The organism is Nocardioides sp. Root682 (genome assembly GCF_001427795.1).
Classification (GTDB): domain Bacteria; phylum Actinomycetota; class Actinomycetes; order Propionibacteriales; family Nocardioidaceae; genus Nocardioides.
The window spans coordinates 574,331-599,921 of record NZ_LMHJ01000003.1 but is presented as its reverse complement, the minus strand read 5'-3'; the positions used below and the strand labels follow the sequence as shown (position 1 = coordinate 599,921).

Genomic DNA, 25,591 nt, shown 5'->3' with positions numbered 1-25,591 from the left:
GGGTTGTTCATCTGGGCCCGGCTCCCACCAGGCCGGCGATGATGCCCGGGCGCTGCGCGCCCAGGGGCAAGGGAATCCGCATCTCGACCCGGACGCCGCCGATGCGGGCCCTGCGGAATGCGATCGAGCCGCCGAGCTCGTTGACCCGGCACTCGATGTTCACGAGGCCGCGGTGCCGGCCGTCGACCGACGGGCCGCGCTCCAGGCGCAGGCATCGGGCCAGCCTCTTCGGGTCCCCTGTTCCGTCGTCGGCGACGCTCACGAAGAGCTCGTTCGACCGGTAGCGCAGCCGTACGGTCGCGCGGGTCGCCTCGGCGTGGGTGGCCACGTTGAACAGGGCCTCGCCGACGGCCCGCGCAATCTCGTGGTCGGCATCGGCGGGGAGCACGTGGGCATCACCTTCCACGCGTACGGCGACGAGGAGATGCGGTCGATGGTGCTCGGCCACCTCCTGCAGGAGCTCGGGAAGCGTGCGTACGACGTCGCGCTGCGGCTGGTGCAACGCATAGATCGCCCGCCGGAGCTGGTCGACCGCCTGGGCGCTCAGGTCCTTGGCGGTGGTGAGTCGTTCCTCGATCCCCGTCCGGCCCTCGTCAGCCGCCATCCCGCGGGCGAGCTCGACGGCCATCCCGGCCGAGAGCACGTACTGCGTGACGCTGTCGTGGAGCTCGCGTGCGATGCGGTGGCGTTCGTGGTCGAGCAGCTCGCGCTGGTGCGCCGCGTGCAACCGCTCCTCCACCTGCCGCAGCTCACGGGTGCGCTCCGCGAGGTCTCGGGCCTGTGCGGCGGTCTCGTCGTAGAGCCGCTGGGCACGCCGGTGCAGGGCCAGACCGGCCTGGTACTGCTCGGAGGTGTGCAGGGCGACAGCAGCCTCGTTGGCAAGGATCCGCAGCACGGACAGGTCGCTGGGTTCCGGCTCGTCCTCCAACCCGTGCTGCCCCACCAGGCTGCCGATGCGCTCGCCCGACAGTGTCATCGGCACCCGCACCCAGCTGTCGTCGTGGGGTGTCCGCGTGGCGTGCCCGGCGCGAACGGCACCCAGCTCCCGTCGTACCTCCGGGGGCAGCGCGGCGTCGTCGTCCACGAGGACGCCGGCGCGGCCGTCGAGCACCAGGTAGCGCGGCCGGGCTCCCGTCAGCTGTCCGTCGGCCAACCCGAGGATGAGCCAGGGGGCGTCGAGGTGTTCGGCCGCCGCCCGCGCGACCTGCTCGAGCAGTCCCCGCGGCCCCTCGACCGTGCGGACCAGGCCGCGGGAGATCGAGTCCATGGCGCGAACCGCCTGCTGCATCCGCTCGTCGGAGCGGACGAAGGCCCGGTAGTACGACCGCTTGCCCGACCGGACCCCGGTCAGCGTGGCCAGGTCGAGGTCGTTCACAACGCCTCGAGGAACAACTTCTCGACGTCGTGCAACGTCGCCGTGCGCGGATTGGTCGTCAGACAGGCATCGTCGAGCGTGGTGTCCGCAAGGCGCGGTATGTCGGCCGCGGTGACGCCGAGCTCGCGCAACCCGCGCGGTACCCCGACGTCGTCAGCCAACCGTCGTACGTGATCGGCCAGCAGCTCCGCCGCGTCGACTCCGGGCAGGCCCGCCACAGCGATGCCTGCCGCGGCAGCAAGGTCGATGAAACGCTCGGGAGCGGCGCGGGCGTTGTAGCGGATCACGTGGGGCAACAGCACCCCGTTGACGACGCCGTGCGGCGCGTCCAGCAGGCCGCCGACCTGATGGCTCATCGCGTGGGTGGCGCCGAGGATGGCGTTCGAGAAGGCCAGACCCGCCTGAAGGCTTGCCTGCGCCATCTTGCGCCGGTGCTCGGCGTCGAGGGGGGTGTCGATCGTCGCGCGCAGGTGCCGGCACACGAGGCCGACCGCGTTCAGCGCATGCATGTCGGCCAGTGGGTTGTGCGCCAGGGACACGAACGACTCGATGCCGTGGGTGAGCGCGTCGAGACCGGTCGCTGCATTGAGCAGGTCAGGCATCGTCACCAGCAGTCGAGGATCGGTGATCGAGATGTCGGGCACCAGCGCGCGGCCCATGATCGTGACCTTCACCGATCGGGCGGTGTCGGTGACGATGCAGAACTGGCTGACGTCCGCCCCTGTCCCGGACGTGCTCGGAATGATCAGCAGCGGCGGGATCGGCTTGGTCACCTGGTCCACCCCGCGGTAGTCGAGGATGTCGCCCCCGTTGCCCGAGAGCACCGCCACCCCCTTGGCTGCGTCGGCACAGGAGCCGCCGCCGATGCCGATGATGACGTCGCAGTCCCACTCGAGGTAGTGGGCGAAGGCCGCGCGGACCTCGTGGTCGCGGGGGTTCGGCGTCACGCGGGACCAGACCACCGGGCTCAGTCCGGCTTCGCGCAGGTGGCCGAGGAGCTCATCGACCCAGCCGGCTTCGATGATGCCGGGGTCGGTCACCACCAGGGGTCGCCGCGCACCGAGGCGCGCGGCTGCGAAGCCGGCCTCGCTGAGCGATCCGGTGCCGAAGACCACCTCCGGCGCGTGGAACTTGACCACCCCGGTCGGGTCCTGCTCGCCGCAGGCCGACCGTCGGTCCCTGACCGGAGCTGCTGTGAGAACCATCGCCATCCCTTCGCCGAGTGTGATGGTCACCACACTCCTCACCAAAGGTTGCGACCAGGTTGGGACCCACCTGTCCGTTCGGAGAGGTACGGCGTCAACGGGCCCTGGCGACGGCCTCGGAGCCGAGGATGCGCAGGAATCCCTCCGGCAGCAGCACGTCGTCCGGACCCAGGTCGTGCACCGAGGACTTGCCCATGCCGAGCAGGGCCGAGTCGAGGCCACCACGGATCACGTCGAGCACGTTCTCGACACCGGGCTGCCCGTTCGCCCCGAGGCCCCAGAGGTAGGCGCGACCGATCATCACCGCGCGGGCACCGAGGGCCAGTGCCTTGACGACGTCACTGCCGCGTCGGATGCCGCCGTCCATGACGACCTCGACCTCGTCGCCGATGGCCTCCACGATCGACGGGAGCACCCGGATGGGAGCAGGAGTGCCGTCCAGGTTGTTGCCGCCGTGGTTGGACACCGACACGGCGGTCACTCCGGCGTCACGCGCGGCCTTGGCGTCGTCGACCCGGCAGATCCCTTTCAACATGAAGGGCCCGTCCCATTCCTTGACCATCCACGCGATGTCGTCCCAGGTCGGCGGCGCCGTCTGGGCCCACTCGCCGTACGCGCCGAAGAAGGTGGGGGCGTCGGCCTCCCGGCCGGGGTCGACGAGGTTCGGGGTCTTGAGGTCGGGCAGGTCCCCGGACCGGGCGAACTCGTAGAGCCACCGCGGACGACGCAGCACCTCCGGAGCGAACCGGGCCATCGCCCTGAGGTCGAGCTTCTCCGGGATGGCCGGGCTCCCCCAGTCACGCCCGTACGAGAACGACCAGTCCAGGGTGGCGATCATGCCGACACAGCCGGCGGCGCGAGCGCGGTCGAAGCGCCGCGTGATCGCGTCCCGGTCGCCCAGCCAGTAGGACTGGAAGAAGACCTGCGAGCAGGCCTGGGTCACCTCCTCGACCGGCTTGCTCGCGAACGAGCTGAGACCCATCGCGATCCCGCGAGCCGCCGCGGCCCGGGCCACTGCAACCTCGCCGTCCGGGTGGACGGCCTGCACGCCGGTGGGCGAGATCAGCACGGGCATCGAGAGCTGCTGGCCCATCACGGTCGTGCTCAGGTCGCGCTGCTGCGACAACCCGGCGACGTGGGGAGCAAGGCCGATCTCGGCGAACGCTCGGGTGTTGTCGTCGTACGACGAGCCTCGTTCGGACCCTGCCAGCAGTGCGCTGTAGACCGAGGCAGGCAGCCTCTTCTTCGCCCTGCGCTGCGCCTCGGCAACGGTTTCCATCCACTTCATCGAGCTCTCCTTGCGTCGGTGCATCCGTCTACCGACGCTAGGAGCCAGCGGGTCCGCCCAACACTGCCCGATCGGAGGGGAGGTCCCCGCAGGTCAGCCGTGGATGCGTCCCGACCGCACGGCCAGCGGCTCCCCCGACCCACCCCACCGTCCGGCGACGATCTCGGCGGCGATGCTGATCGCCGTCTCCTCCGGGGTGCGCGCACCGAGGTCCAGGCCGATCGGGCTGGACAGGCGAGCCAGCTCGTCCTCGGTCAGCCCGGCCTCGCGCAGCCGCTCCATCCGGTCGTCGTGCGTGCGACGCGAGCCCATCGCGCCGACGTACCCGACCTCGGGCAGGCGCAGCGCCACCTCCAGCAACGGGACGTCGAACTTCGGGTCGTGGGTGAGGACCGTGACGACGGTACGACGATCGACCCGGCCGGCTTCCTGCTCGGCCGCGAGGTAGCGGTGCGGCCAGTCGACGACGACCTCGTCGGCACCGGGGAACCGGCTGGCGGTCGCGAACACGGGACGCGCGTCGCACACCGTCACGTGGTAGCCGAGGAAGGCTCCCACCCGCGCGACCGCCGCCGCGAAGTCGATGGCGCCGAACACGAGCATCCGCGGCTGCGGCGCGAACGCCCACACGAAGACCCGCATCCCCTCACCACGCCGCTCGCCGTCGGGGCCGTAGCCGAGGGTCCCGCTGTGGCCGGAGGCCAGCAGGCCCAGTGCGTCGTCGCGCACGGCGGCGTCGATCCGGTTGCTCCCCAGCGAGCCACCGGCCGCATCGGGCCGGATCACCATCCGGCGCCCGACGTACGACGGGTCGACGTGCTCCACGACGGTGGCGACCGCGACGGGTCGGCCGGCATCGATGTCGTCCGCGATCTCGCCCAGCTCGGGGAAGGTCTGCCGGTCCACCTTCTCGACGTAGACGTCGAGGATCCCGCCGCAGGTGAGCCCGACGGCGAAGGCGTCATCGTCGGAGACGCCGTACCGCTGGAGGACGGGAGTCCCCGAGGCGGCGACCTCCTGCGCGAGGTCGTAGACGGCGCCCTCGACACAGCCGCCGGACACCGAGCCGACCGCCGAGTCGTCGGGCCCGACGAGCATGGAGGCTCCGGGCGGGCGCGGCGCCGACTGGAAGGTGGCCACGACGGTGCCCATGCCGACGGTCTCCCCGGCCTCCCACCAGGCCAGCAGCTGGGGCAACACCTCACGCATCGGCGACCACCTCCAGGAGGTCGGCGAAGGTCGCCAGGGAGTGGCCGGCGAGCAGCGTGTCGACGTGCGGCAGCACGGCCACGATGCCCTGCTGCACCGGCTCGTAGCCGGGCTTGCCACGGTGTGGGTTGACCCAGATCACCCGGTGGGCGAGGCGACGCAACCGCGCCGCCTGTTCGCCCAGCAACGCCGGGTCACCGCGCTCCCAACCGTCGCTGAAGACCACCACGACGGCACCGCGCGCCAGGCCACGCTGACCCCACCTGTCCAGGAAGGCCTTGAGGTTCTCGCCGAGGCGCGTACCCCCGGACCAGTCCGGCACCACCTCGCCCGCGGCGGCGATCGCGCGGTCGGCGTCACGCAGCCGCATCGGCCGGGTGAGGCGGGTCAGCCGGGTCCCGACGCTGAACACCTCCACGGTGCCGCTGCCGGCGGTCGAGCCCGTCGAGATCCGGTGCGCCAACCGCAGCAGCGCGTCGGCGTACCCGCTCATCGACCCGGAGACGTCAACCAGCAGCACCACCCGGCGCGGGCGCACCGACCGGCGTCGGCGATGGATCTGCGCAGGTTCACCCATCCGGCGCAGGCTTGCGCGCAGGGTGCGCGAGGCATCGACGTCACCCCGTCGGTGCGGCGTACGACGCCCGGCAGTCCGGGTGGGCAGTCGTACCCTGAGTCGGGCGAACTGGGCGCCCAGCAGCGCACGATCCGCAGCGTCGAGGGTCGCGACGTCACGGTGCCGCAGGACCTCCGCCGCGCTGGCCGCTGCCCGGACCGGGTCCTCGTCCTCGACCCCCGTCCCGTCGGAGTCCGCCCCCTCGGGGAGCAGCGAGACGGTCGGCCGGGAGCGGTCGGGCCGGGGTTGGAGCGTGGGCGTCGCCGTGTCACGTCCGAACCACTCCTCGAAGATCCGGTCGTGTCGTTCGAGGTCCTCCGGTGAGGCACACAGGGTCGCGCGCCCCGCGGCACGGGTCGCGGCGCGTTCGCCCAGGCCGACCAGGGCGACCGCCTCGAGGTAGGCGCGCGTGCGGTCCTGGGTGACGGGGACCCCGGCCGCACGCAGCGCGGTGGCGAAGCCCAGCAGGACCTCGTCGGCGCCGCGCACCAGGGTCGCGCTCATCGCGCCAGCATCCGGTCGAGGGCGGCCTTCACCCGCTCGGTGTCGTCGCGGTACTTCACCAGCGCGCCGAGGGTGCGGGCCGCGGCCTCGACGTCGAGGTCGGTGGTGCCGAGGTGCTGCAGCGCCCGCGCCCAGTCGAGGGTCTCGGCAACTCCGGGTGGCTTGAGCAGGTCGGTCCCCGAGCGCAGCTCCTGCACCACGGCGACCACCTGACGGGCGAGCTCGACGCTCACCTCGGGCGCGCGGGAGCGCAGGATCGCGACCTCCCGGTCCAGGCCGGGGTGGTCGATCCAGTGGTAGAGGCAGCGCCGCTTGAGGGCGTCGTGGAGCTCGCGGGTCCGGTTGGACGTCAGCACGACCGTCGGCGGCGTCGCGGCCTGCACCGTGCCGAGCTCGGGAATGGTCACCTGGAACGTCGAGAGGACCTCGAGCAGGAACGCCTCGAACTCGTCGTCGGCGCGGTCGACCTCGTCGATCAGCAGCACTGCCGGGCTCTGCTGGAGTGCCGCGAGGACCGGCCGGGCGAGCAGGAACCGTTCGTCGTACAGGCTCTTCTCGGCCTCCTCGACGTCCCCGCCCGCCCCTCCACCGGACAGGGCTTCCAGCGCCCGCAGGTGCAGGATCTGGCGCGGGAAGTCCCAGTCGTAGAGGGCCTGCGTCGCGTCGATCCCCTCGTAGCACTGCAGCCGGATCAGGGGCAGGTCCATCGATGCCGCGATCGCCTCGGCCAGCGCGGTCTTGCCGGTGCCGGGCTCACCCTCGAGCAGCAGCGGCCGCCCCATCTCCAGGGACAGGAACAGGACCGTCGCGAGCTCGTCGTCGCACAGGTAGCCGGTGCTCTCCAGGCGCTGTGCGAGCTCCGCGACACGAGGGTCCATGTCCCGAGGCTACGGACCCCAGCGTTGGTCCGTGGTTGGCCCTGACGCTCACCGCTCGTCGACGTCGACGCCCGTCGCGAGGTCCCCGCACTCGACCAGCACCGTGTCCTGGGCAGCCAGGTAGCCGCGCGCACCGCGATCCCCCAGGGCGGCCTCGAACACCGGCTCCCAGTGGTCACGGCCCAGCAGCACCGGGTGCCCCGGTCTCCCGTCGTACGACGCCCGCGCCAGCACGTCCGGAGCAGCACCCGTCGTGGCCACGACCCGGCCGATGACCGCTGCCGGGACGTCGGGCAGGTCGACCAGGTGCACCAGCGCAGCCGAGGCCTCCACGTCAGCCAGGGCGCGCAGGCCGGCGCGCAGCGAGGCCCCCATGCCGGCCTGCCAGGCCAGCGAGCGGACGACGTGCACACGGGCCAGGTCGAGCAGTCCGTCGGCGAGCAGCCACTCGGCCTCGTCCGCGGATGCACCGAGCACGACGCTGACCTGGTCGCAACCACCCTCGAGCAGCACCTGCACCGACGACGCCAGCCACGGGCGGCCGTCGTCGTCGCGCACCAGTGCCTTCGGCATCCCCATCCGGGTGCCGGCACCGGCGGCGAGGAGCAGGCCGTGGGTCACCGAATCCATCCGCCGAAGATGCCACAGGTCCCGGGAACGCCACAGGGCCCCCGCCGAAGCGAGGGCCCTGCTGCTGAATCTGTTAGCGAAGCTGGACTCAGAAGTCCATGCCGCCCATGCCACCGGTCGGGTCGCCGCCACCAGCGGACGCCTTCTCCGGCTTGTCGGCCACGACGGCCTCCGTGGTGAGGAACAGCGCGGCGATCGACGCGGCGTTCTGCAGCGCCGAGCGGGTGACCTTGGCCGGGTCGATGATGCCCGCGGCCAGCAGGTCGACGTACTCGCCGGTCGCGGCGTTGAGGCCGAAGCCCGGCTCGAGGCCGGCGACCTTCTCCGCAACGACGCCGCCCTCGAGGCCGGCGTTGATCGCGATCTGCTTCAGCGGAGCGGACAGCGCCACGCGAACGATGTTCGCACCGGTGGCCTCGTCGCCCTCGAGCTCGAGCTTCTCGAACGCGGTCGCGCCGGCCTGGACCAGGGCAACGCCACCGCCGGGCAGGATGCCCTCTTCGACAGCAGCCTTCGCGTTGCGAACGGCGTCCTCGATGCGGTGCTTGCGCTCCTTGAGCTCGACCTCGGTGGCCGCGCCGACCTTGATGACCGCAACGCCGCCGGCCAGCTTGGCCAGGCGCTCCTGCAGCTTCTCGCGGTCGTAGTCGGAGTCCGACTTCTCGATCTCGGCACGGATCTGGTTGACCCGGCCCTCGATCTGGCCAGCGTCGCCGGCACCTTCGACGATGGTGGTCTCGTCCTTGGTGATGACGACCTTGCGGGCCTGGCCGAGCAGCTCGAGACCAGCGGTCTCCAGCTTGAGGCCGACCTCTTCGGAGATGACCTGGCCGCCGGTCAGGATCGCGATGTCCTGCAGCATGGCCTTGCGGCGGTCGCCGAAGCCGGGGGCCTTGACGGCAACCGACTTGAAGGTGCCGCGGATCTTGTTGACGACCAGGGTCGACAGCGCCTCGCCGTCGACGTCCTCGGCGAGGATGACGAGCGGCTTGCCCGACTGCATGACCTTCTCCAGGAGCGGCAGCAGGTCCTTGACGTTGCTGATCTTGGAGTTGGCGATGAGGACGTAGGCGTCCTCGAGGACCGTCTCCATGCGCTCGGGGTCGGTGACGAAGTAGGCCGAGATGTAGCCCTTGTCGAACCGCATGCCCTCGGTGAGCTCGAGGTCGATGCCGAAGGTGTTCGACTCCTCGACCGTGATCACGCCCTCCTTGCCGACCTTGTCCATCGCCTCGGCGATGGCGTCACCGACGGTGGCGTCGCCACCGGCGGAGATGGTGGCGGTGGCGGCGATCTGCTCGCGCGTCTCGACGTCCTTGGCCAGGCTGAGCAGCTGCTCGGTCACGGCCGTGACAGCCGCCTCGATGCCGCGCTTGAGGCCCATCGGGTTGGCGCCCGCGGCAACGTTGCGCAGGCCTTCCTTGACGAGGGCCTGGGCGAGCACGGTCGCGGTCGTCGTACCGTCACCGGCGACGTCGTCCGTCTTCTTGGCGACCTCCTTGACCAGCTCGGCGCCGATGCGCTCGTAGGGGTCCTCGAGGTCGATCTCCTTGGCGATGGACACACCGTCGTTGGTGATCGTGGGGGCGCCCCACTTCTTCTCCAGGACGACGTTGCGGCCCTTGGGACCGAGGGTGACCTTGACGGCGTCGGCGAGCGTGTTCATGCCACGCTCCAGGCCGCGCCGGGCTTCCTCGTTGAAAGCAATCAGCTTCGACATGTCTCTTGCGATCCTTCGCAGGTGCGTTCGTGGTGATCCGGTCCGAAGACCCGGTCCGGGACTGGCACTCTGATCTTACGAGTGCCAGCCTCATGTTTAGCACTCGACCCCTTCGAGTGCAAGGAGAACGCGTTCAGCGAAGGTCGGCGAAGGACCCGACCGGGACCTCCTGGCCGGACTCCCAGCCCGTGATCCGGCTGACCCGCCGCAGATCAGCCGTGCCGACGCGCCAGGCGAGGATCCGCGAGGTGTTCGAACGGGACTGCAACAGGACGGTCCGGTCGTCGAGCCAGCCGATGACCGGGCAGCAGCCCTTCCAGCGGCCGTCGTCCAGGCCGGGCATCACCAGGAGCTGGACGTCCTCCCCCTCGTTCGGGCCCACCCGGGCGGCGAGCGCGTCCAGGCCGCCCATCGCGCGACCGTCCGGACCGGTTGCCTCGTCGGCGAGGAACATCGCCTGCGCGGCGCCGTCACCCCTCGAGCTCCGGATCGGCCCCCAGGGCTCGTCGGAGGTGTCCCACACCCGCGGCAGGTCCAGCGACGAGGAACCGCTCCCGGCCCCCGTGACGTCGTACGTCGTCCCGACACCGTCGGGCCTGCCCAGCTCGCCGGGCACCCAGACCTCGCTGGCACTGAGCCAGCGCGCCTGCTCGGCGAGCCACGGAACGGTGTCGTAAGTGGTCCACTCACCGGTGGTCAGGTCGTAGACCTCGAGCGAGCTCTTCTGGACGAAGAAGACGTGCTCGCCGTCGGGCGCCAGGCTCTCGCTCGTCAACGGGGACAGGGCGTTGCCCTCCTCGTCGGTGACCGGGTCCAGCCGCCCGACGTCGAGGGAGTACGTCGAGCCGTCGTGGCCCACGATGACCACCCGTCCCGGACGGGGGTTGTCGCCGGACAGCTCGTAGACGGCGTGCGCCGGGACCCCGGCGGGATGCGGCGGGAGACCGGGGGCAAGGCTGATCTCGGGAGGGTACGGCAGCGATTCGAGCTCCGGCAGGTCAGCCTCGTCCGCCACCGACGGCGCCCACCAGGTCTGCGCTCCCCGGTAGTCACTGCCCGGTTCGGCCACCGCATCGGCCACCGCCTCGGGCAACAGGACCTGCGGAGTGTTGACCGGGTCCACCGGATCGCCGTCGCGACCCACGGTGAGCACGCCTGCCGTCACCGCGATGACGGCGACGGCAGCCACGGCCACCGCAGCAGTCCACCGCCGACGCGTGCGCCGGGCAGCGGTCCAGGCGGCCGCTCCCAGGTCGGGGGCGTGCAGGTCGGCGACCCGCTCCTCGAACAGTTCCTTCAGTCGCTCTTCGGTCATCTCAGCTCTCCTCCCCCAGGAGCTCGGCGAGCTCGGGCGCGGCCTCACGCAACCGGCTCAGGGCCAGGTGGGTCTGGCTCTTGACGGTGCCGACGCTGACACCGAGCGCTTCGGCCGCGGCGCGCTCGGTCAGGTCGTCGTAGTAGCGCAGGACCACCACGGCTCGCTGACGGGGCGTGAGCGCGGCCAGCGCCTCGTCCAGCAGCAGGCGCCGTTCCGAGGCGACCGTGTGGTCGGGCACCGCGACGCGCGGCAACCGGTCGACCACGACCTCGCGCCGGCGCTTGCGCCAGGCCGAGATGTTGTCGCGCACGATGATCTGACGGGCGTAGGCCTCGGGGTTGTCGTCACGGAGCCGGCGCCAGCGCAGCGCCACCTTCGTCAGGGCCTCCTGGACGAGGTCCTCGGCCCGCTGCCGGTCACCGGTGAGCAGCGTCGCCGTCCGCAGCAGCGCGAGCTGGCGCTCCGCCGCCCAGCGGCGGAACGACTCCTCATCGGTGGTCACACCCCATCAACGCACACCAGGGGGCAAAAGGTTGGAGGGTCGCACCCCTCCGATGCAGTCGGTCAGCGTCGATGCCGCCACCTCCACCAGACCGAGTACCTCGCGCAGCCGCGCACCGTCCACGGACGACGAGAGGACATGTACCTCGACCTGGTAGCGCGGCCGCGCGTCCGGCCCGAAGGCCCCGGCAACGACGTAGCCCACCGAGTACGGGCCCGGACCCGTGAGCTCCGAGGGCAGGCACGACTCCTGCACGAGCGGACTGAACAGGGCGGCCATCTGACGGAGGTCCGCGCGGTTCGCATTCGCCGACGCGCTCGTCAGGAGGTCACTGAGCTGCCGGATGAGCTCCGCGTCGGGCTGGACGTGCCGCCACACGCCCCAGCCGGTGTCCCTGATCCCCGCGAGGACCGCATGGTGACGGCGCCGCGCGGCCGCATCGATCGGCACTGCGCTCGTGTCGAGCCACGCCTCGATCTCCATCGGCGCGCGCCACGCCATGGCCACGCTGCCCCACGGAGGGGAGAACGGCATCTTCTCCCCCAGGCTGGGCCGGCTCGCCGCCGGATCGCCGATGGCGACGTCGAGCACGGTGAGACCGGCCGGTCCGATCTCCGTCAGCGAGGTCCCGAACCCGCTCTCCGCACGAAGCGCACGAATGACCTCGTGCCCTGCCCCGAGGAGCGGGTAGCGGGACCTCAGGCCGTCGACGACCGGCAGGATCCCGGGTCCGAGGACATAGGACTTGTCCGGTCGCCGCTCGACCCATCCGGCGACCGCGAGCTCGTTGAGCACCAGCGCGCAGGTCGATCCGCTGATGCCCAGCTGGACGGCGATCGCCGACGCCGACGCACTCTCGACGCTCGCCAGGGCCGCCAGCACCGAGACGACCCGGCGGGTCGGTGGCGAGAAGGACGTCTGCTTCACCGCTCCTCCAGATTCTAGGAAACCGCCGACGCGGCATTGCCCGGTTCCGGCGGCACTGCCTACCGTGAAACGACTATTCGTCAGCGATTTCCCAAATATAGGAGCAGTGGAGTTGTCGATCTACTCCCAGCGGTCAGGCGAGACCTGGCGGAACCCGTACGACATGTACGCCGAGCTGCGCGACCGCGCCCCGGTCGACCATGTCGAGGAGGGTGGCTACTACGTCCTCTCCCGCTACGCGGACGTGGTCAGCGCAGCCCGCAACTTCACGACGTACTCATCGGCCTCAGGCCTGACCGTCGAACCGTCCGGCGGGGAACAGGACGTCATGCGCGCCTTCGACCCCATGGTCATGCAGGACCCTCCGGTCCACACCGCGTTCCGCAAGATGGTGGGTCGTGGCTTCACCCCGAAGCAGGTCGTGGAGCTCGAGCCGCAGATCCGGTCCTTCGTGTCCGAGCGGGTCCAGCGCCTTCGCGAGGCGGGCACCGGCGACGTCGTCGCCGAGCTCCTCAAGCCGTTGCCGAGCCTCATCGTCGCTCACTACCTCGGCGTACCGGAGGGGGACCGTGACCGGTTCGACTCGTGGACCGACGCCATCGTCGCTGCGACGTCCGAGGGCGATCCGCTCGCCAGCGCCCAGGCCGCGGGAGAGATGATCGACTACTTCACGCAGCTGATCGAGCTCCGGCGCTCCCGGCCCGGGGACGACACGATCTCCCACCTGGTGCACGCCGCGGACGCCGGTGACGACGTCTCGGTCCTGCAGGTCCTCGGCTTCGCCTTCACCATGGTCGCGGGAGGCAACGACACCACCACCGGCCTGCTCGGGGGCTCGCTGGACCTGCTGACGGCCCACCCGGACCAGCGGCGCCTGCTGATCGAGGACAGGGACGCCCTCCCCGATGCCGTCGAGGAACTGTTGCGACTCACCAGTCCGGTCCAGGGCCTCGCGCGGACAGTGACCCACGACGTCGAGCTGCACGGCACCGTCATCCCGGAGGGAGGCCGTGTCCTGCTGCTGTACGCCGCCGGCAACCGCGACCCACGCGAGTACGGTCCCGACGCAGAGACGTTCCGGGTCAACCGACGCCCCGCGAAGATCCTGACCTTCAGCCACGGTGCGCACCACTGCCTGGGCGCCGCAGCGGCCCGGCTGGCGGCGCGCGTGGCACTGGAGGAGCTCCTCGCCCACTGCCCCGGCTTCACCGTCGACGGCGCCGCAGGAGAGTTCGCCCCCGGTCACTACGTACGCCGGTACCTGTCGCTCCCCTTCGACGCGACAGGGCTGAGCTGACCTGGGCTGACCTGAGCTGAGTCAGGACACCGGCGCGCGGTGCCCGTACGGCACCGTCGCTTCGTGTCCCAGCGCGAGCAACACCGAGGGCAGCAGGGCCCGCGCGGTCCGCTTGTAGCCCAGGGCGCTCGGGTGGAAGCGATCCAGGCTGAACATCTCGTCGGGGTTGGTGATGAAGAACGGCCCGACCACGTGCGCGAGCGACACCGCATGCGCTCCCTTCCGTACGGCGACCTCCGCCTGCGCCGCGGCCAGCTGGCGTGACATCCGGGACCCGAGCGAGCGCAGGGGTTGCGGCACGGGCCGCAGCGCCCCCAGGTCCGGGCAGGTGCCGACCACGACCTCGGTCCCCTCGGCCCGCAGCCGGCCGATCGCCGCCTCCAGCTGGCCCGCCGACGTGCCGACCGGTACCCGGTGCGTCACGTCGTTGCCACCGACCACGATCACCGCGACGTCGGCCCGGTAGCCGGCGGGGAGGCCGTCGAGCTGGCCAGCCAGGGCCGAGGTCTCCGACCCGACGACGGCCGCGGTGTGCAGGGCCACGGGTCGGTGCAGGCGCTTGGCCAGGTCCCGTGCGATGCGTGCGCCGAGCGTGTCCTTGGGGCGTTCGGCCCCGAGCCCGGCCGCGATCGAGTCACCGAGGACCAGCAGGTGCAGGGGCGCGCCGCCGTACGTCTTCTTCTTCCAGGTCTTGTCGGCGGCCAGCGCGTCCTCACCGAGCGGCTTGCCGATCCGGGCGCGGGCGATGGCGGCCTGCCTGCGGAGCAGCTCACGACCACCACCGGTGGTGACGCCGACGCCGGCAACGAGGGCGCCGACGGCCAGCAGGGCGGTACGGGAGCGGGTCATGCCTTCGTTGAACCAGACCAGCCTGAACGGACGGTGGCGGGACCATGGCGAATCGCCGGACGATCCGCACCAATTCCTTTACTGTCGCCGCATGCTCCAGCGCCTTGCTCCCCTCCTGGTCGCCACCGCACTCCTGGCGGGAGGCTGCGCCGCGGAGACGGTCCCCGACTCCGAGAAGATCTTCATCGAGACCACCTCCTCGCCACTCGGCCCGTCGAAGGGTGACGGGAAGCCGAAGGCCAAGGCTGAGAAGCCAAGGGAGAACAAGGGTCGCCGAGTGAAAGCGATCCGCTCCGGCATCAGTTTCAGAGCGCCAGCGGGATTCACACGACTGACCAAAGGTGCCGTGTCCTTCGCAGCCGACAGCCCTCGCGGGCGAGAACTCGCGGAACGTACGGGCTTCACGCCCGAGCAGGTTCGAGCGATGTTCGAGAGCACCGACGTGTTCCTACTGGGATTCTCCGGCGCACTGACGGTGGGCCCGATCGACAACGACGGGGCTCTGCCGACCGAGGCCTACCTCCGCGCCGAACTCGGTGAGATGGAAGGAACGATCGAGCCTTCGGAGAACGTGAAAACACCGCTGGGCAACGGGCGCCTGTTCCGGGTCTCATTCGAGTTCGGAGGCGCGCAGCAGTCCGGGACGATCCTCTACGTCCTCAGTGGCAGCACGGTCGTGGAGATCTCTGCCGGAGGACCGGACGCAGACGCAACTCTCAATGCAGTGATCCCAACCCTCAAGCGAGCCTGATCTCCGGCTCGTGCAGCACCGGGAAGTTCACCGACGCCGCGATGAAGCAGTTGCGGCTGGCCTCGCCGTGGATCTCCCGCGCCAGGTCCACGTGAGCCGGCTCGGCGACGGTCACCCGCGGGCGCAGGGTGACCGACGTGAAGTGTCCGCCGTTGCCTGACTGCTCCATCACCCCGACCGGGCTGTCGTCGTACGCCGTCACGACGATGCCGTGCAGCACTGCGGAGTGCAGGTACGACAGCAGGTGGCACTGGGCCAGTGCGGCGAGCAGCAGCTCCTCGGGGTTCCAGCGGGTGGCGTCGCCGCGGAACGTCGGGTCGGCCGAGCCGAGCAGGTCCGGCTTGCCGTCTGCTCGCAGCGTCACCTCGCGGCCGTAGTCGCGGTAGCCGCTGGTCCCGGTGCCGCGGTTGCCCTGCCAGATGAGGTCGAGCGCGTAGTGGTGGTCGGTCACCGGGCCATTCTCTCCCGAACCGCTAGCGAGAACTTGTTCTAGTTTGGCATTCTCTGCTGTGTGACCCCCACCACAGACATCACCACGCGTCCGATCAACCTCGCCGACGTCATCGAGGTGATGGCGGATGCGGTCCCGGACCGCGTCGCGGTGTTCACGGCGGACCGCACGTGGAGCTTCGCGGAGGTCGACGAGCGTTCGACGCGGCTGGCCAACCACCTGGTCGGACTCGGCATCCAGCCGGGCGACCACGTCGCGGTCCACGCGACCAACCGGATCGAGTGGGTCGACGCGCTCTACGGCTGCCTGAAGGCCCGGGCCGTCCCGATCAACATCAACTTCAAGTACCTCCGCGACGAGCTGGCGTACCTCTACGACAACGCCGACTGCGTCGCCGCGATCATCGCGCCGGAGTACGTCGACGCGCTGGCCGAGCTGGACACGCCGACCCTGCGCCACCTCGTCGTCCTCGGTGAGGAGTACGACGCCGCGCTGGCCGCCGCGTCACCCGAGCGCCGGATCACCGGCCGCTCCGCTGACGACCACTACGTCCTCTACACCGGCGGCACGACCGGCAACCCGAAGGGCGTGGTCTGGCGCAACGAGGACCTGATCCGCGCGGCCCTCAACGCCGCGCGCTACGGCGCCCCGCTCGACTCGGTCGAGCAGCTGGGCATCGAGGCGCAGGCGAACGAGAACCCGATGGTGCTGCTCGCCTGTGGGCCGATGATGCACGGCGGCAGCCAGTGGATCCTCGGCAACGGGCACGTGGCCGGCCAGACGATCGCGCTCTACACCGAGCCGACGTTCGACGCGGCGAAGATCCTCGACCTGGTCGAGAAGGCGAAGGTCGTCTCGATGACCTTCCTGGGCGACGCGATGGGACGACCGGTCGCCGAGGCGATCCTCGCCGAGCCCGACCGCTGGGACCTCTCCAGCCTCGCGGCCGTGTCCAACGGTGCCGCTCCCCTGTCCGAGGGCGTCCGCGCCGAGATCCGCGAGGCACTCCCGGGCCGCTTCATCCTCGACTCCTACGGCGCCTCGGAGTCCGGGGCGACCGGCTCCCGCATCGACGACGGCACCGAGGGCGCCGCGGGCGCACCCCGGTTCACGGTCGACGACCACGTGCAGGTCTTCGACACCGACCTCAAGCCGTGCCCGCCCGGGGTCGACGGGATGCTCGGCCGTTCCGGCCCGGTGCCGCTGGGCTACTACAAGGACCCGGTGAAGACGGCCGCGACGTTCAAGGAGATCGACGGCGTGCGCTGGGCGATCCCCGGCGACTTCGCGCGGCGCGAGGAGGACGGCACGGTCACCGTGCTCGGCCGCGGTTCGGTCTGCATCAACACCGGCGGCGAGAAGGTGCACCCCGAGGAGGTCGAGGCTGTGCTGCTCCGGCACGACGACATCTTCGACGCCGTCGTCGTCGGCACCCCGCACGAGCGCTGGGGCCAGCAGGTCACGGCGATGGTGCAGCGTCGGGACGGGTCGACGATCAGCGAGGACGACGTCCGCGACCACTGCCGCTCGCTGATCTCCAACTACAAGGTGCCCAAGACCGTGCTGTTCATCGACGAGGTGCCTCGCACCCCGGTCAGCAAGGTCGACTACTCGGCGAGCGCCCTGCTGGCGGCGCAGCTGCTGGGCTGACCGACCGACGAGACTTCGGGTTTCCCCGGACGGGCCGAGCGCGAGCACCTAGCATCGAGGCGTTGGTTCCGGCGTTGTGCCGCCAGCGTCCTTCCCGGGGGGAACAGTTGCGCCGATTCCTGCTGATGCTCTGCGTTGCCACGCTGGGCGCCTCTGTCCTCGGCGCCCTGCCCGCTGCGGCGGCGCTGGAAGCGCCATGGCTGGTCGTCTACACCCCCGACCCACTGCTCAACGAGAACGGCGACGGGTACTGGGACTCGGCCACCGTCGAGGTGGGCACCAATGCGGACACCGCGCACTGGGCCCTCTCCACGGGCGGACAGGTGGTCGCCGAGGCAGATCTGACGGAGACCGAGCTCGCGAGTGCGCACACCTGGGACCGCGCATCTCTACCGGTGAGCTCGACGACGACGGGCGTCACCCTTGCCGCAGGCACCTACACCTTCACGGTGACGGCCACGACGACGGGCGGGGAGTCCACCACGAGCTCCACGAACCTCTACGTCAGCACGGCAGCGCCCCTGACCCCCTGGGTCCCCAGTGCTGCCGTCCTGTACCCGCACGACTACTACCCCGGGGTGGCCCACAGCATCACGCTCCGGCACGGGGTGGATGCCACCATTGCCGAGTGGGGCTGGCCGAGGTTCGAGCTGATTGGCCCCGACGGCGTCCGCGTTCTCTGGTCCATCGACCAGCACGACCCGTTGCTGCACTGGGACGGGCTGATTCCTGCGCCCAGCGGTAGCAGCACCGTCCAGGCGCCCGCGGGAACGTACCGGGCGCGGCTCCAGCTCCAGGACAACGGGATCACGACCTACGGTCCGATGTCCCAGCCGTTCACGCTGTCGTGGGGCTATCGCACCACCGTCAAGGTCACCAACCGCCGGACGGCAGTCGCCACCCGCACTGCCACGCTGACCCAGCGCCATGCCCGGGTCCGTGCCGTGGACGGCAGTCTGCGCTACCGCTCTTTCCGCACCGATTGGCCAGAGCAGCCACTGGTCCGGACGGCGCACCGGGTCAGGATCCCGAGCAACCGCGTGGCGGACGGCCCGGTCCTGCTGATCATCCGCGGCCGATGGCAGGACGAGCTGGATCCCGACTTCGAGATCGTGACCCCGAGCGGTCGGGTCCGCAACATCGACATGTACGAGGCTGTCAGCCTCCGCAGCAGGGTGGTCGCCATCCCGCGACGCTGGATCCGTGCGGACGGCACCGTGCGGTTCCGCCTCCTGTGGAGCAGCCACCCCAACGGCGTCACGGGTACACCCGGACGCACCGGACGGACGGACGCCGTCGACGTGCGCGTCACGAGGTACGTCTGGCACAACCTCAGCTGAATCTTTTTGCGCGGAGTTGTCGATTGACCGGGTGCTCGCCCGTCATCCCGGTGACAGACTCCATCCACGCCCACAAGGAGATTCACCATGACCGAGTACGCCGTCCTGCTGACCGCTGACGAGAACCTCTGGGAAAAGGCATCCGACGAGGACAAGGTCGCGATGTTCGGCCGCCACGAGGAGTTCTCGCGCCTGCTGGCCGAGCGCGGCCACACCGTGACCGCCGGCGCCGAGCTGACCCACTCGCGCCAGGCGAAGCTCGTCCGACGCGGCGCCGACGACGCCATCACCGTGGCCGACGGACCGTTCGCCGAGTCCGTCGAACAGCTCGGCGGGTTCTACTCCGTGCAGAGCGACGACCTCGACGACCTGCTCGAGATCTGTGCCGTGCTGGCCGACGGAACCACCACGGTCGAGGTCCGCCCCGCCGTCGACCACTCGGCAGCCAGCTGACCACCCCCGCCGCTCCCGAAGCACTCGAGCGGCTGCTGCGCGACGAGTGGGGCCGCCTGATCGCCCTGCTCGTCGCGCGCCACCGCCGTCTCGACCTCGCCGAGGACGGGCTGGCGGACGCCTTCGAGGCGGCGGCACGACGCTGGCCGACAGACGGCGTACCCGACAATCCCCCGGCCTGGCTGCTGACGACCGCCCGACGCCGCATCATCGACCGGCTCCGGACCGAGTCGGTCCACGCCGCGAAGCAGCCCCTGCTCGAGGTCGATGCCCGCGTGGGCGACCACGACCACCAGGTGATGGCGGACGGAGGCGACGTGCTCCTCGACGAACGACTGCGCCTGGTGCTGCTCTGCGCCCACCCACGCCTGTCCCGGGAGGCCGCTGCGGCGCTGACCCTGCGGCTGGTCATGGGTGTGCCGACCGAGGAGATCGCCCGGCTGTTCCTGGTGCCGACCGCGACCATGGCGGCGCGCCTGACCCGGGCACGCAAGAAGCTGGCGGGCGCGGCCTTCACGATCCCCCCGGCATCGGCGCTGGCGGCCCGCGTCGCGGTGGTCGCCGACGTCGCCTACCTCGCGTTCACAGCCGGCTACGCGCCCGGGTCCGGCGCCGACGTGCTCCGTCCCGGGCCGGCGGGTGAGGCCCTCCGGCTGGTGAGCGTCCTGCGATCCGTGCTCCCGGCCGACGTCGACACCTCCGAGCTCGATGCCCTGCTGGCACTGATGCTCTTCCAGCACTCGCGACGCGACGCCCGGGTGGACGACGGCAGGCTGGTGCTGCTGCCCGACCAGGACCGGTCCCGGTGGCACCACGACGAGATCCTCGAGGCGGTGGCGTTGCTGACGCCGCTCACCGACGCCCCGGCCGCGCCGTACCTCCTGCAGGCGCTGGTCGCCGCCGAGCACTCCATCGCGTCATCGGCCGAGGAGACCGCGTGGGACCGGATCGTCGCGCGGTACGACGAGCTGCTCGCGCTCGCCCCGACGCCGGTCGCTCGCCTCAACCGTGCCGTGGCGATCGCCGAACGCGACGGCCCCGCCGCCGGTCTGGCCGCACTGGACGGCGTCGCCGTGCCCGGGCACCGACTGCCCGCAGTGCGGGCCGAGCTGCTGCTCCGGTCAGGCCGTCACACCGAGGCGCTGAAGGCGTATGACGCCGCGATCGCCCTGTGTCGCAACGATGCCGAACGCGCGCACCTGCGTGCGCGGCGTGCGGAGATCGGTTAGCGCGAACCACCCGCGACGGCGGGGATCACGGAGACCTCGGCGCCGTCCGGCGTCGGCGTCGCGAGGTCCTGCTCGAAGCGCACGTCGTCGTTGTTGACGTAGACGTTGACGAAGCGGCGCAGCTTGCCGTCCTCGTCCACGATCCGGCCCTTGATGCCGGCGAAGCGACCGTCGAGGTCGTCCAGGATCTCCGCGACGGTGGCGCCGGTGGCGCTCACCTCGGAGTCGCCGCCGGTGTAGGTACGGAGGATCGTGGGGATCCGGACGCTGACGCTCATGGTGTTCCTTTGTACGGGGGTGGGGGGATCAGAGACCAGTCGCCTTGAAGGCGGCGTAGGTCGGGGCAATGGTGGCGGCGGGGCCGACCTGGCCGGAGATCGCGTCGAGCGTCTTCAGGCCGTGGCCGGTGTTGATGACCACCGTCTCCAGGTTCGGGTCGAGCTGGCCGGTCTCGACCAGCTTCTTCGTCACGGCGACGGTGGTGCCACCGGCGGTCTCGGTGAAGATCCCCTCGGTGCGGGCGAGCAGCACGATCCCGGCGCGGATCTCGTCGTCGGTGACCTCCTCGACCGCCCCGCCGGTGCGGCGGGTGATGTCGAGGACGTAGATGCCGTCGGCCGGGTTGCCGATCGCCAGGCTCTTGGCGATCGTGTCCGGCTTGACCGGACGGATCGCGTCGACGCCCGCCTTGAAGGCCGTGGCGACCGGGCCACAGCCCTCGGCCTGCGCACCGAAGATCCGGTAGGGCTTGTCCTCGACGAGGCCGAGCTTGATCAGCTCCTGGAGGGACTTGTCGACCTTGGTCAGCTGTGAGCCGGAGGCGACCGGGATGACAATCTGGTCGGGCAGGCGCCAGCCGAGCTGCTCGGCGATCTCGTAGCCCAGCGTCTTGGAGCCCTCGGCGTAGTAGGGACGGACGTTGACGTTGACGAACGCCCAGCCCTCCTCCTCGCCGGCGATCTCGGAGGCGAGCTTGTTCACGTCGTCGTAGTTGCCGTCGACCGCCACGAGGTTCTCGGTGAAGATCGCCGAGTTGACCTGCTTGGGCTGCTCGAGGTTGCTCGGGATGAAGACGACCGTCTTGATCCCGGCCCGCGCACCGGCAGCGGCGACCGCGTTGGCCAGGTTGCCGGTCGAGGGGCAGGCGAAGACCTTCGCGCCGAGCTCGCGGGCCGCGCTCAGGGCGCAGGCGACGACGCGGTCCTTGAAGGAGTTGGTGGGGTTGGTGGAGTCGTCCTTCACCCACAGATTCGTGATGCCGAGCTCGCGGCCGAGGTTGTCGGCCTTGATCAGCCGGGTGAAGCCGGGCTCGGTGTTGGGGCTGGACTCGATGTCGGTCGGGACCGGCAGCAGCGCCTTGTAGCGCCAGATGTTGGCCGGACCGGCCTCGATCTCCTCGCGGGTGATGGCCGGGAAGTCGTAGGTGATCTCCAGCGGACCGAAGCACTCCGGACAGGCATAGAACGGGCCGAGCTCGACCTTGTGGCCACACTCGCGGCAGGCGAGGTTGGTGGCGTGCCCGAAGGCGCCGTCACGAAGTCCGGGCTTGCTCGTCGGTTCGCTGGCTTCAGCTGCCTCGGTCAGAACACTCATGGGAAATCCTCCTTCTCATCTGCCCGCGCGACTCTCGCGACGGTCGGATTTGGCACCGTTTCCGCGACGTACGCACCTTCAAGCACTGGTGCGTACGGGGATTCGCGGCGGTTGCCGGGACTTCTCAGGGCCGTTCCCTCAGTCCCTCTGGATGAGCAGGTACAGCGTAGGGGCGAGGTGAGTGCGTGGCCGAATCGAGATTCCAACTAGTGAGACGGAGATCCACGATGTGAGATCAGCGACGTGCGCGAGCGTCCCGGGCGAACGTCTGGAGCAGCTCGAGTACGCCGGCAGGCCCGTGCACCACGACGTCGGACATGCCGATCAGGGCGCTCTCCTCGTGCGAGGCCGAGCAGACGCGCAGGGCAGCCAGCCCCTGCTTCTCGAGGTCGTCGAGCGCCTCGAACGCCTCGACGTCGCCGAGGTCGTCACCGGCGAAGAGGAAGCCCTCGGCGTCCAGGACGGCAGCCAGTCGCTGGACGACCATGCCCTTGTGCGAGCCGGCGGAGCGGACCTCGATCACCGAGCGCCCCGGCTCCAGGACCAGGCCGTGGGTCCGGGCCAGGTCCCGCAACGGCGGGAGCAGCCGGTCGAAGGCGGCATCGGCATCGGGCAGTCGCCGCGTGTGCACGGCCACCGCGAGGCCCTTGTCCTCGACGAAGGCGTCAGCAGCGTCGGCCCTGCGCAGGGCACGGGGCAGCTCTCGCTCGAAGGTGGCCAGACCACGCGGTGGGCGAGCGCCCAGGATCCGGCGCCGACCCGAGCTCCACCGCTCGTTGCCGTACTGGCCGAAGACGAACAGCTCCTTGCCCGCAGCCTGCAGGATGTCGCCGACCTCCTCCAGCCCGCCGAGGTCCAGGGCCTGGCGAGCCGGGCGACCGGTGATGACCGCGATCGCCGCGACCTCCTCGGCCAGCTCGACCAGGACGTCGGGCGCGTCGGGGTGGATGTGGGCCTGCGCCGGGTCGTCCACGATCGGCGACAGGGTGCCGTCGAAGTCGAGTCCGACGACGGTCCGCGGCGCGACCCGCAGCAGCGCGTCGTACCGCTGTTCACCCTCGATGGAACGAAACCTCACGACTCCATCTGATCACGGACCTGATCACGGCCGGTGTCGGGTGAGTGAACTCTCAACCGAATTGCCGCCAAATCAGGCCAGTGTCAGAGGTCTCCCGTGAGGATCAGGGTCAGGTTGGTCGCGCTCATGTCGGCGTCGGAGTCGGCCGGCTTGATCCGGGCCACGCCGAGGTCGAGAGCGAGCAGCTGCGCGGCGGCCTTCTTGCCCTTGGGGTAGTAGACCGTCGTGGCGGGAACCGTGCCGTACCAGTTGTCGGCCGCGGACACCGTCCATCCGGCGTCCTTGACCTTCTCCGAGACCCGGGCAGCGAGGCCCTTGGTGGAGGTGTTGTTGAAGACGACGACAGCATGGTCGGCGCGGACCACCGGCTTGGGCTTCGGCTTCTCCTGGACCGGCGTGGTCGCGGTCGCCGAGGCGTCGGTGGAGGTCGCGGTCTCGGTCGGTGTCGCCGCGGCCTTCGTGGCAGAGATGTCGCGCTCGGCCGGCTCGCCGCCACGGGTGGCGACGAACGCGATCGCGGCCAGGGCCACGGCCAGGATGCTGAGCAGCACCACCGGGGACGGGAGGACGGCGCCGCGCTGGGTCCGGTGGCTGTTCATGTCAAAGCTCGAAGCCCAGGCGACGCGCGGAACGCTGGCGCTGGCGCTGCGAGCGCAGACGACGCAGGCGGCGGACCAGGAGCGGGTCGGCGGCGAGTGCCTCGGGACGGTCGATGAGTGCGTTGAGGACCTGGTAGTAGCGGGTGGCGCTCATGTCGAACTGCTCGCGGACCGCGCTCTCCTTGGCCCCGGCGTACTTCCACCACTGGCGCTCGAACTCGAGGATGGCGCCGTCGCGATCGCTCAACCCCCCGATGTCGACCGCGGGGACGGCCGCGTGGGCGACTTCGCCCTGGGGGCTGCGCTCGGCGTTCATGGCGTCTCCTCGACGATGGGGCGGACCTGCTGGACACCCACTCTAACGGGTGAATGACACGCATGTCATTCGGTCCGGCCCGGCGGGTCGAGGGGGGCGCCCGCGCCCACCGCCACCGGTAGGGTCGCGACATGCCCGAGACCCTGGACACCATCGGTTGGGGCATCCTGGCCACCGGCAAGATCGCGCGCACCTTCGCCAGGGACCTCACGCTGGTCCCGGGCGCCCGGCTCGCTGCGGTCGGCTCCCGCGGGATCGACTCGGCCCGCTCGTTCGCCGAGGAGCACGGCGACGGAAGCACCCGCGCGCACGGCAGCTACGACGCCCTGCTGGCGGACCCGGCGGTCGACGTGGTCTACATCGCGACACCGCACGCCCTCCACCTCGCTGGCGCCCGCGCCGCGTTCGAGGCCGGCAAGCACGTGCTGTGCGAGAAGCCGGTGACCCTGCGCACCGCCGATGCCGAGGAGATGGTGCGGCTGGCACGCCACCACGACCGGTTCCTGATGGAGGCCATGTGGATGGCCTGCCACCCCGTCGTCCGGGAGCTCCGCGGCGAGCTCGGCACCGGACGGTTCGGACGGCCCCTGCACCTCACCGCCGAGCTCGGGTTCCGGGTGGACGCGCCGCCGACCGACCGGATGTTCGACCCCACCCTCGGCGGTGGCGCGCTGCTCGACATGGGGATCTACCCCCTCACCTTCGCCCACCTGATGCTCGGCGAGGCGCACGAGCTGCGCGGGGTCGCGACGCTCGCGGAGAGCGGCGTCGACCTCGACATCGCCGTCGCCGGTCGCTACCCCGGCGGCGCCGTGGCGAGCCTGAGCGCCTCGATGACGTCGTGGTCCTCGCGCCGGGCGACGATCGCGACGGACCTCGGCCGGATCGACGTCGGCTCCAACTTCCACCACCCGGACCACGCCGTCTTCACGCCGTACGACGCCCGCGGGCCCCGAACGGAGCACGAGGTCACCCTGACGGGCACCGAGCCGGTGCTGGGACTCGGCTACGGCAACGAGATCCTCGAGGTCGGCCGGTGCCTCCGGGAGGGGCTCGGCGAGAGCCCGCTGGTCCCCCACGCGCAGACGATCACCCTGCTGCGCCAGATGGACGCGCTGCGGGCCGACGTCGGCATCCGCTATCCCGACGACCCTGAAGGTCCGGCCTGACCGGCACGGAGGAACCCGACCACCGCCAGCACCCGCCGATGGGACTGGTCGTCGTCCGGCGAGAGCCCGAGCTTCGCGAAGATCCGCTGGGTGTGCTTCTCGACCGCACCCAGGGTGACCGTCAGCGCCTCGGCCACGGCCGCGTTCGACCGTCCTTCGGCCATCAACGTCAGCACCTCACGCTCGCGCGGCGTGAGCGCCGTCAACGGATCACCTCGCCGGTCGAGCAGCTGGCGCACCACCAGGGGGTCCAGCGCGGTACCACCGTCGGCAACCGCCTCGACCGCGGCGAGGAAGTCCCCCACCTCGCTGACCCGGTCCTTGAGCAGGTACCCGACTCCGGCCTCGCCCGTCGCCAGCAGCTCGTCGGCGTACGACACGACGACGTACTGCGACAGGACCAGCATCCGTGCCTCCGGCCAGGCCCGTCGTACGGCGACCGCGGCCCGCAGGCCCTCGTCGGTGTGGCTCGGCGGCATCCGCACGTCCACGATCCCGACGTCGGGACGCAGCTCCAGCATCGCCTCGACGTACGACGGCCCGTCGGCCACCGACGCCACGACGTCGTGACCGGCCTCGGCCAGCAGCAGCTGGAGTCCTTCGCGCAGCAGCACCGAGTCATCGGCGACGACGATCCTCACGCG

26 protein-coding genes, 1 pseudogene and 1 riboswitch are annotated in these 25,591 nt (G+C 70.8%); of the genes and pseudogenes, 8 read left to right on the top strand and 19 right to left on the bottom strand.

The annotated features are described in order from the left end of the window. Window positions 1-7 precede the first annotated feature (7 nt). The 11 genes from ASD84_RS18150 to ASD84_RS18100 form a co-directional block, all read right to left on the bottom strand. Entirely contained in the window at window positions 8-1,375 is a 1,368-nt protein-coding gene (locus tag ASD84_RS18150; protein WP_056713414.1) for a MadS family sensor histidine kinase, read from the bottom strand. Next, window positions 1,372-2,610 carry an iron-containing alcohol dehydrogenase gene (locus ASD84_RS18145; RefSeq protein ID WP_235531169.1) on the bottom strand — a complete coding sequence of 413 codons (1,239 nt, stop codon included), beginning with the start codon at window positions 2,608-2,610 and terminating at the stop codon, window positions 1,372-1,374. Before ASD84_RS18145 ends, ASD84_RS18150 begins: the two co-directional genes overlap by 4 nt. 64 nt (window positions 2,611-2,674) lie before the next feature. Continuing rightward, window positions 2,675-3,868 (bottom strand): pre-mycofactocin synthase MftD, encoded by a 1,194-nt coding sequence (mftD, locus tag ASD84_RS18140; RefSeq protein WP_056713412.1) that lies wholly within the window; start codon window positions 3,866-3,868, stop codon window positions 2,675-2,677. Between the two features lie 93 nt (window positions 3,869-3,961). After that, entirely contained in the window at window positions 3,962-5,077 is a 1,116-nt protein-coding gene (locus ASD84_RS18135; protein WP_056713410.1) for an XdhC family protein, read from the bottom strand. Then, on the bottom strand, window positions 5,070-6,197 hold the full coding sequence (locus tag ASD84_RS18130) for a vWA domain-containing protein (protein WP_056713409.1): 1,128 nt from the start codon (window positions 6,195-6,197) through the stop codon (window positions 5,070-5,072). The genes ASD84_RS18135 and ASD84_RS18130 overlap by 8 nt, the downstream gene beginning before the upstream one ends. Continuing rightward, window positions 6,194-7,075 carry an AAA family ATPase gene (locus tag ASD84_RS18125; RefSeq protein WP_056713406.1) on the bottom strand — a complete coding sequence of 294 codons (882 nt, stop codon included), beginning with the start codon at window positions 7,073-7,075 and terminating at the stop codon, window positions 6,194-6,196. Before ASD84_RS18125 ends, ASD84_RS18130 begins: the two co-directional genes overlap by 4 nt. A 48-nt stretch (window positions 7,076-7,123) precedes the next feature. Beyond that, window positions 7,124-7,705 carry an NTP transferase domain-containing protein gene (locus ASD84_RS18120; RefSeq protein WP_056713404.1) on the bottom strand — a complete coding sequence of 194 codons (582 nt, stop codon included), beginning with the start codon at window positions 7,703-7,705 and terminating at the stop codon, window positions 7,124-7,126. Between the two features lie 88 nt (window positions 7,706-7,793). After that, window positions 7,794-9,425: a chaperonin GroEL gene (gene groL / locus ASD84_RS18115; protein WP_056713403.1), complete on the bottom strand. Its 1,632-nt coding sequence runs from the start codon at window positions 9,423-9,425 to the stop codon at window positions 7,794-7,796. A gap of 133 nt (window positions 9,426-9,558) precedes the next feature. Beyond that, a complete protein-coding gene (locus tag ASD84_RS18110) occupies window positions 9,559-10,740 on the bottom strand; it encodes a hypothetical protein (protein WP_056713401.1) in 1,182 nt (393 codons plus the stop codon). 1 nt (window position 10,741) lies between these two features. Next, window positions 10,742-11,245: a SigE family RNA polymerase sigma factor gene (locus ASD84_RS18105; protein ID WP_056713399.1), complete on the bottom strand. Its 504-nt coding sequence runs from the start codon at window positions 11,243-11,245 to the stop codon at window positions 10,742-10,744. Between the two features lie 6 nt (window positions 11,246-11,251). Next, entirely contained in the window at window positions 11,252-12,172 is a 921-nt protein-coding gene (locus tag ASD84_RS18100) for a MarR family transcriptional regulator (RefSeq protein WP_056713397.1), read from the bottom strand. Window positions 12,173-12,284: 112 nt separating this feature from the next. Between ASD84_RS18100 and ASD84_RS18095 the strand changes: the two genes are divergently transcribed. Continuing rightward, window positions 12,285-13,469: a cytochrome P450 gene (locus ASD84_RS18095; protein ID WP_235532877.1), complete on the top strand. Its 1,185-nt coding sequence runs from the start codon at window positions 12,285-12,287 to the stop codon at window positions 13,467-13,469. Window positions 13,470-13,490: 21 nt separating this feature from the next. Here the strand turns inward: ASD84_RS18095 and ASD84_RS18090 are convergent, their stop codons facing one another. Continuing rightward, complete coding sequence (locus ASD84_RS18090; RefSeq protein ID WP_056713395.1) at window positions 13,491-14,318, bottom strand: SGNH/GDSL hydrolase family protein; 828 nt, start codon at window positions 14,316-14,318, stop codon at window positions 13,491-13,493. Between the two features lie 91 nt (window positions 14,319-14,409). On the opposite strand from ASD84_RS18090, the gene ASD84_RS18085 reads away from it, so the two are divergent. After that, the gene (locus ASD84_RS18085; RefSeq protein ID WP_056713392.1) at window positions 14,410-15,069 is read left to right on the top strand and encodes a hypothetical protein; all 660 of its coding nucleotides are present in this window, start codon (window positions 14,410-14,412) and stop codon (window positions 15,067-15,069) included. On the opposite strand, the gene ASD84_RS18080 is transcribed toward ASD84_RS18085, so the two are convergent. Continuing rightward, the gene (locus tag ASD84_RS18080) at window positions 15,056-15,520 is read right to left on the bottom strand and encodes an OsmC family protein (protein WP_056713390.1); all 465 of its coding nucleotides are present in this window, start codon (window positions 15,518-15,520) and stop codon (window positions 15,056-15,058) included. The genes ASD84_RS18085 and ASD84_RS18080 overlap by 14 nt on opposite strands. 60 nt (window positions 15,521-15,580) lie before the next feature. Here ASD84_RS18080 and ASD84_RS18075 point away from each other — a divergent pair, with 60 nt between their 5' ends. From ASD84_RS18075 to ASD84_RS18060, 5 genes and pseudogenes are all read left to right on the top strand, one after another. Beyond that, window positions 15,581-17,170, top strand: coding sequence for an acyl-CoA synthetase (locus tag ASD84_RS18075; protein WP_056713389.1), 1,590 nt, complete (start codon window positions 15,581-15,583; stop codon window positions 17,168-17,170). 107 nt (window positions 17,171-17,277) lie between these two features. Next, window positions 17,278-18,510, top strand: coding sequence for a hypothetical protein (locus ASD84_RS18070; RefSeq protein ID WP_156392082.1), 1,233 nt, complete (start codon window positions 17,278-17,280; stop codon window positions 18,508-18,510). An 87-nt stretch (window positions 18,511-18,597) separates the two neighbouring features. Beyond that, complete coding sequence (locus tag ASD84_RS18065) at window positions 18,598-18,963, top strand: YciI family protein (RefSeq protein WP_056713385.1); 366 nt, start codon at window positions 18,598-18,600, stop codon at window positions 18,961-18,963. Beyond that, window positions 18,891-19,133, top strand: a pseudogene (locus tag ASD84_RS26120) (hypothetical protein); the annotation flags it as partial. The gene ASD84_RS18065 and the pseudogene ASD84_RS26120, both read left to right, overlap by 73 nt. Before the next feature lie 105 nt (window positions 19,134-19,238). Beyond that, window positions 19,239-20,192 (top strand): RNA polymerase sigma factor, encoded by a 954-nt coding sequence (locus ASD84_RS18060; RefSeq protein ID WP_235531167.1) that lies wholly within the window; start codon window positions 19,239-19,241, stop codon window positions 20,190-20,192. On the opposite strand, the gene ASD84_RS18055 is transcribed toward ASD84_RS18060, so the two are convergent. From ASD84_RS18055 to ASD84_RS18035, 5 genes are all read right to left on the bottom strand, one after another. Further along, window positions 20,189-20,470, bottom strand: a complete 282-nt coding sequence (locus ASD84_RS18055) for a MoaD/ThiS family protein (RefSeq protein ID WP_056713381.1) — start codon at window positions 20,468-20,470, stop codon at window positions 20,189-20,191. The genes ASD84_RS18060 and ASD84_RS18055 overlap by 4 nt on opposite strands. Window positions 20,471-20,498: 28 nt before the next feature. After that, entirely contained in the window at window positions 20,499-21,785 is a 1,287-nt protein-coding gene (gene thrC, locus ASD84_RS18050) for a threonine synthase (RefSeq protein WP_056713378.1), read from the bottom strand. Between the two features lie 12 nt (window positions 21,786-21,797). Beyond that, window positions 21,798-21,943, bottom strand: a riboswitch (SAM riboswitch). A gap of 77 nt (window positions 21,944-22,020) precedes the next feature. Further along, entirely contained in the window at window positions 22,021-22,863 is an 843-nt protein-coding gene (otsB, locus tag ASD84_RS18045) for a trehalose-phosphatase (protein WP_056713376.1), read from the bottom strand. A gap of 83 nt (window positions 22,864-22,946) precedes the next feature. Further along, window positions 22,947-23,462 carry a LytR C-terminal domain-containing protein gene (locus ASD84_RS18040; protein WP_056713373.1) on the bottom strand — a complete coding sequence of 172 codons (516 nt, stop codon included), beginning with the start codon at window positions 23,460-23,462 and terminating at the stop codon, window positions 22,947-22,949. A gap of 1 nt (window position 23,463) precedes the next feature. Continuing rightward, complete coding sequence (locus ASD84_RS18035) at window positions 23,464-23,778, bottom strand: DUF3263 domain-containing protein (RefSeq protein WP_056713371.1); 315 nt, start codon at window positions 23,776-23,778, stop codon at window positions 23,464-23,466. A gap of 131 nt (window positions 23,779-23,909) precedes the next feature. Between ASD84_RS18035 and ASD84_RS18030 the strand changes: the two genes are divergently transcribed. After that, entirely contained in the window at window positions 23,910-24,947 is a 1,038-nt protein-coding gene (locus ASD84_RS18030) for a Gfo/Idh/MocA family protein (protein WP_056713369.1), read from the top strand. On the opposite strand, the gene ASD84_RS18025 is transcribed toward ASD84_RS18030, so the two are convergent. Further along, entirely contained in the window at window positions 24,917-25,588 is a 672-nt protein-coding gene (locus tag ASD84_RS18025; RefSeq protein ID WP_056713367.1) for a response regulator, read from the bottom strand. The two genes, ASD84_RS18030 and ASD84_RS18025, sit on opposite strands and share 31 nt — an antisense overlap. Between the last annotated feature and the right edge of the window lie 3 nt (window positions 25,589-25,591).